This window comes from Alkalibacterium indicireducens (assembly GCF_039522005.1).
In the GTDB taxonomy this organism is placed as follows: Bacteria; Bacillota; Bacilli; order Lactobacillales; family Carnobacteriaceae_A; genus Alkalibacterium; species Alkalibacterium indicireducens.
Map to the genome: position 1 here is coordinate 23,067 of NZ_BAAADA010000014.1, position 4,075 is coordinate 27,141.

General features: G+C 37.1%; 4 protein-coding genes. All 4 read left to right on the plus strand.

Going from position 1 to position 4,075, the window contains the following annotated elements:
* Positions 1-93 precede the first annotated feature (93 nt).
* On the plus strand, positions 94-843 hold the full coding sequence (locus ABFX15_RS00925) for a carbohydrate ABC transporter permease (protein ID WP_428830572.1): 750 nt from the start codon (positions 94-96) through the stop codon (positions 841-843).
* Between the two features lie 38 nt (positions 844-881).
* Positions 882-3,107 (plus strand): alpha-galactosidase, encoded by a 2,226-nt coding sequence (locus ABFX15_RS00930; protein WP_346023685.1) that lies wholly within the window; start codon positions 882-884, stop codon positions 3,105-3,107.
* Positions 3,108-3,693: 586 nt separating this feature from the next.
* Positions 3,694-3,966: a fructose-bisphosphatase class III gene (locus ABFX15_RS00935; RefSeq protein ID WP_346023686.1), complete on the plus strand. Its 273-nt coding sequence runs from the start codon at positions 3,694-3,696 to the stop codon at positions 3,964-3,966.
* Positions 3,967-3,992: 26 nt separating this feature from the next.
* On the plus strand, positions 3,993-4,075 hold an 83-nt coding region (locus tag ABFX15_RS12105), incomplete at its 3' end, for a thiamine pyrophosphate-dependent enzyme (RefSeq protein WP_428830573.1).

Consider the following 4,075-nt stretch of genomic DNA (forward strand, 5'->3'; position numbering starts at 1 on the left):
AGGATAGAACGGGGTTCTTAGGGGTGCGAAACTTGAGTCATTAAATACAGTTTATTATCAACTGGAATAGCGTTTATAATCATACCGCTTTACTTGACATTTGCCAGTTCTGTTAAAGAAACGTCTCAAATCACCGGAAACTTTTTTGGCATACCTAACCCCTTTACCTGGGATAATTTTCAAAGAGTATTTGCTGATGGAGTATGGACGTATTTTTGGAACTCAACAGTTATAACCATTCTGTCTGCTATTTTGATCGTACTCGTGGTTCCAATGGGCGCTTTTGCTCTGGTAAGAAACATGACGAAGAATAAAAGTTTTAAGATGATTTATTTCTTGTTGATTATTGGTATTTTTGTACCTTTCCAGGTCATCATGCTGCCGATCACAAGGTTAATGAGTGATTTTAATTTACTGACAATTCCAGGATTGATTATTTTGTACTTAACCTTTTCAATTCCACAATCTTTGTTTTTGTATACAGGCTACATTCGAGCGGTCGTTCCAATCGAACTGGACGAAGCTGCTACAATTGATGGGTGCAATGCATTCCAAACGTATTTCAAAGTAATTTTTCCAGTTCTTAAACCCATGCATGCTACTGTTCTTATTATCAATATTTTATGGATTTGGAATGATTTTCTGTTACCTCTACTCATTTTAAACCGCAGAAGCAGTAACTGGACTTTGCCGTTGTTTCAGTATAACTATCAAGGTCAATATTTTAATGATTTCGGCCCGTCATTTGCATCATACGTGATCGGTATTGTATCCATATTGGTTGTTTATTTAATATTCCAGAAAAATATCATATCCGGTATGACAAGCGGAACAGTGAAATAAGATTAAGATTAACAATTTTTAGAAAAACGGAGGCACACATGTCTATTGTTTATAACGAACACCAAAAAAGTTTTCACCTGACGAATGGTAAAATAAGCTATCAATTTTCAGTAGAAAATGATCGATTCCTGATTCATAATTACTGGGGAAAAGCTATCCAGTCTAATACAATGAATGGAGATTTTCCATTATCTGACCATTCATTTAGTCCAACTCCATTTAATGTTGAGGGAAGAGAGTTTTCAATGAATACTCAAGCTCAAGAATTCCCTGTAAATGGCTATGGGGATTTTAGAGAAACGGCACTTGAACATCGCTACAAAGACGGATCCTTCGTAACCCAGCTAAGTTATGAAGGCTATGAAATCATTGAAGGAAAGCCTGAACTTGAGGGATTACCTCACACTTATTTAAATGAGAAAAGCGAAGCGGAAACGTTGATCGTCTATTTAAAAGATGAATTATATAACATGAAGTACAGTCTACATTACACAATTTTTAAAGAATTCTCTATTATTACTAGATCAGTAACAATTAAAAATGATGGAAAAGAAGCTATTGAGATAAATAAATTGCTTAGTGCTTCAGTAGATTTTGATCATTCAGACTTTGATTTCATTCAACTATCTGGAGCGTGGGGAAGAGAGCGAGAGTTGAGAAGAAACCCGCTTTCTCGAGGTGTCCACAAAATCGATTCAAAACGGGGAACAACTGCTCATACCTATCAGCCGTTCTTTGCATTAGTTGATCCACAGACTACTGAACATACCGGTGAAGTTTACGGTTTTCATTTTGTTTATACCGGAGAATTTGTCGGAAGTGTTGAAGTCAGTGAATACGATCAAACAAGAGCACAGATGGGAATCAACCCTGAGCATTTTAATTGGAAGCTAGAACCGACAGATTATTTTCAGGCACCAGAAGTGGTTATGGTTTACAGCGATAAAGGAACAAATGATATGTCTCAGGAGTTGCATAAACTTTACCAGAACCACTTGATACGTGGTGAACATCAATTTAAAGAACGTCCTGTTTTGATCAATAATTGGGAAGCGACTTATTTTGAGTTTTCTGAAGAGAAGATTGAAAAAATTGCTGAAGAATCTTCGAAACTAGGGATGGAACTGTTTGTACTGGATGATGGGTGGTTTGGAAAAAGAGATGATGACACCACTTCACTCGGAGACTGGTTTGAATATGAAGAAAAACTGCCTAACGGGCTTAAATCTTTAGCAGAATCCGTAAAAAATAAAGGAATGAAGTTCGGATTATGGTTCGAACCGGAGATGATTTCAAAAGACAGTAAATTATACAAAAATCATCCTCAGTGGCTATTAAAGGCGAACGATCGTCATCCTAGTCATAGTAGGGAACAGTATATTTTAGATTATAGTCAAAAAGAAGCCAGAGAGCATATTGTCAAACAGATGACAGCCATATTAGATGAGGTACCCATCGACTATATCAAGTGGGATTTCAATAGAAACTTGACAGAAATCGGGTCACAGTCACCTTTGATTCGTGATGGAGAAGTTTCACATCGATTTGTTCTGGGACTCTATGACGTGTTAGAGGAGCTGGTTACCAGTTATCCTAATATTCTTTGGGAAAGTTGTTCGGGTGGAGGCGGACGCTATGATCCTGGAATGCTTTACTATATGCCTCAAACATGGACGTCTGACAACACTGATGCAGTAGCTCGATTAGGCATTCAAACAGGAACAAGCTTTGTTATGCCAATTAGTTCTATGGGGGCCCATGTGTCAGCTGTTCCTAATCATCAAGTCAACCGAATGACTTCCTTGAAAATGCGTGGAGATGTTGCAATGGCAGGAAATCTAGGCTATGAATTAGATGTCACCTCGCTTTCGGATGAAGAGAAACAAACAGTGAAGGACCAAGTATCTTTTTACAAGGAACATCGTAGACTCATTCAATATGGCGATTTCTACAGACTCTTGAATCCTTTTGAAGGAAAAAATCAAACCGCTTGGATTTTTGTAGATGAGGAAAAGAACGAAGCACTGTTTTACTACTATACAATTCTGGCAGAAGCCAATAAAGCAATGCCTCGCGTGAAATTTGTCGGATTAGATCTAGATAAAGAATATCGACTCAACCAGTCAGATGTGACTTTATATGGAAATGAATTAATGTATAAAGGACTCTATATGGATCCTAAAGCCCCATGGTATGAGTGTTCTGACAAGTATCATGTTGAAGATTTCAGCAGTGTCAGAATAAAATTGGAATCAGTAAACTAAAAACTTTGGTAGTGGAGGTACTGACAACAAGCTGTATAAAAATATATAATTTTTTTCAATCGATAGCCAACACCGCCATCTTCGACCAAGTTTATGGAAAGAATTATCAGTGTAGAAAAAAACAGACCAGCTAAGTCACGAATCTTAGCTGGTCTGTTTTTGCGTTTATTTATAGAAAATAGCGACGAGAAGTAAGGATTTTGCGTTTATTTTGAAGGGAATTTATCTTATTCGGAACAAGTGTGGTTTGATATTTACGCCACTTGTTCCGAATAGACGTATTCAAGACAAGTATGGTCAGATTTTCGCGCCACTTGTTTCGAATAGACGTATTCAAGACAAGTGCGGTCAGATGTTTAGCACCACTTGTTCCGAAAAAGCTTAAACTACTTGTTTTTGCATCTAAATCTAAAGCCGAGTTAAATTGCCTTGCACTAAACTTCGATTATCTCGTAGTGTAGAGTTGTCTATGTATTAAGGGAACTGATGATACCTAGACGCTACGCTGTAATAATAGTATGATTATCATTAATACATTAGCTTTTACTTAATGAACTGCTTACTAAACTGAGGAGGAATATTAAAGATGGATAACTACTTTGTCTCATTGCTGCATGAAAATTTTCCTAGTACTGAAGATGTGATGGCCGAATTGATTAACTTAAACGTAATAAATGGTCTGCCTAAAGGAACGGAGTTATACATAAGCGATATTCACGGAGAGTATGAATCGTTTAATCATATCCTGCGAATAGGATCCGGGAATGTGAAAGAAAAAATTTCTGAACTGTATAATGACGAATTATCCAATAAAGAAGTGAATCATTTAACTTTACTTGTGGCTTATTGTGGGATCTGACAGGAGATGGGGCATTTTCAATGGTGATGCAGGATATCGTCACGTGTGTTCAGTACAATTTGCCAAGCATCCATGTCGTATTCTCAAATGAGGAGTATGCCTTCATCAA

What these genes read in the sequence shown, in the direction of transcription:
- ABFX15_RS00930 (WP_346023685.1), top strand. Translation starts at nt 882, where the DNA reads ATGTCTATTGTTTATAACGAACACCAAAAAAGTTTTCACCTGACGAAT.
- ABFX15_RS00935 (WP_346023686.1), top strand. Translation starts at nt 3,694, where the DNA reads ATGGATAACTACTTTGTCTCATTGCTGCATGAAAATTTTCCTAGTACT.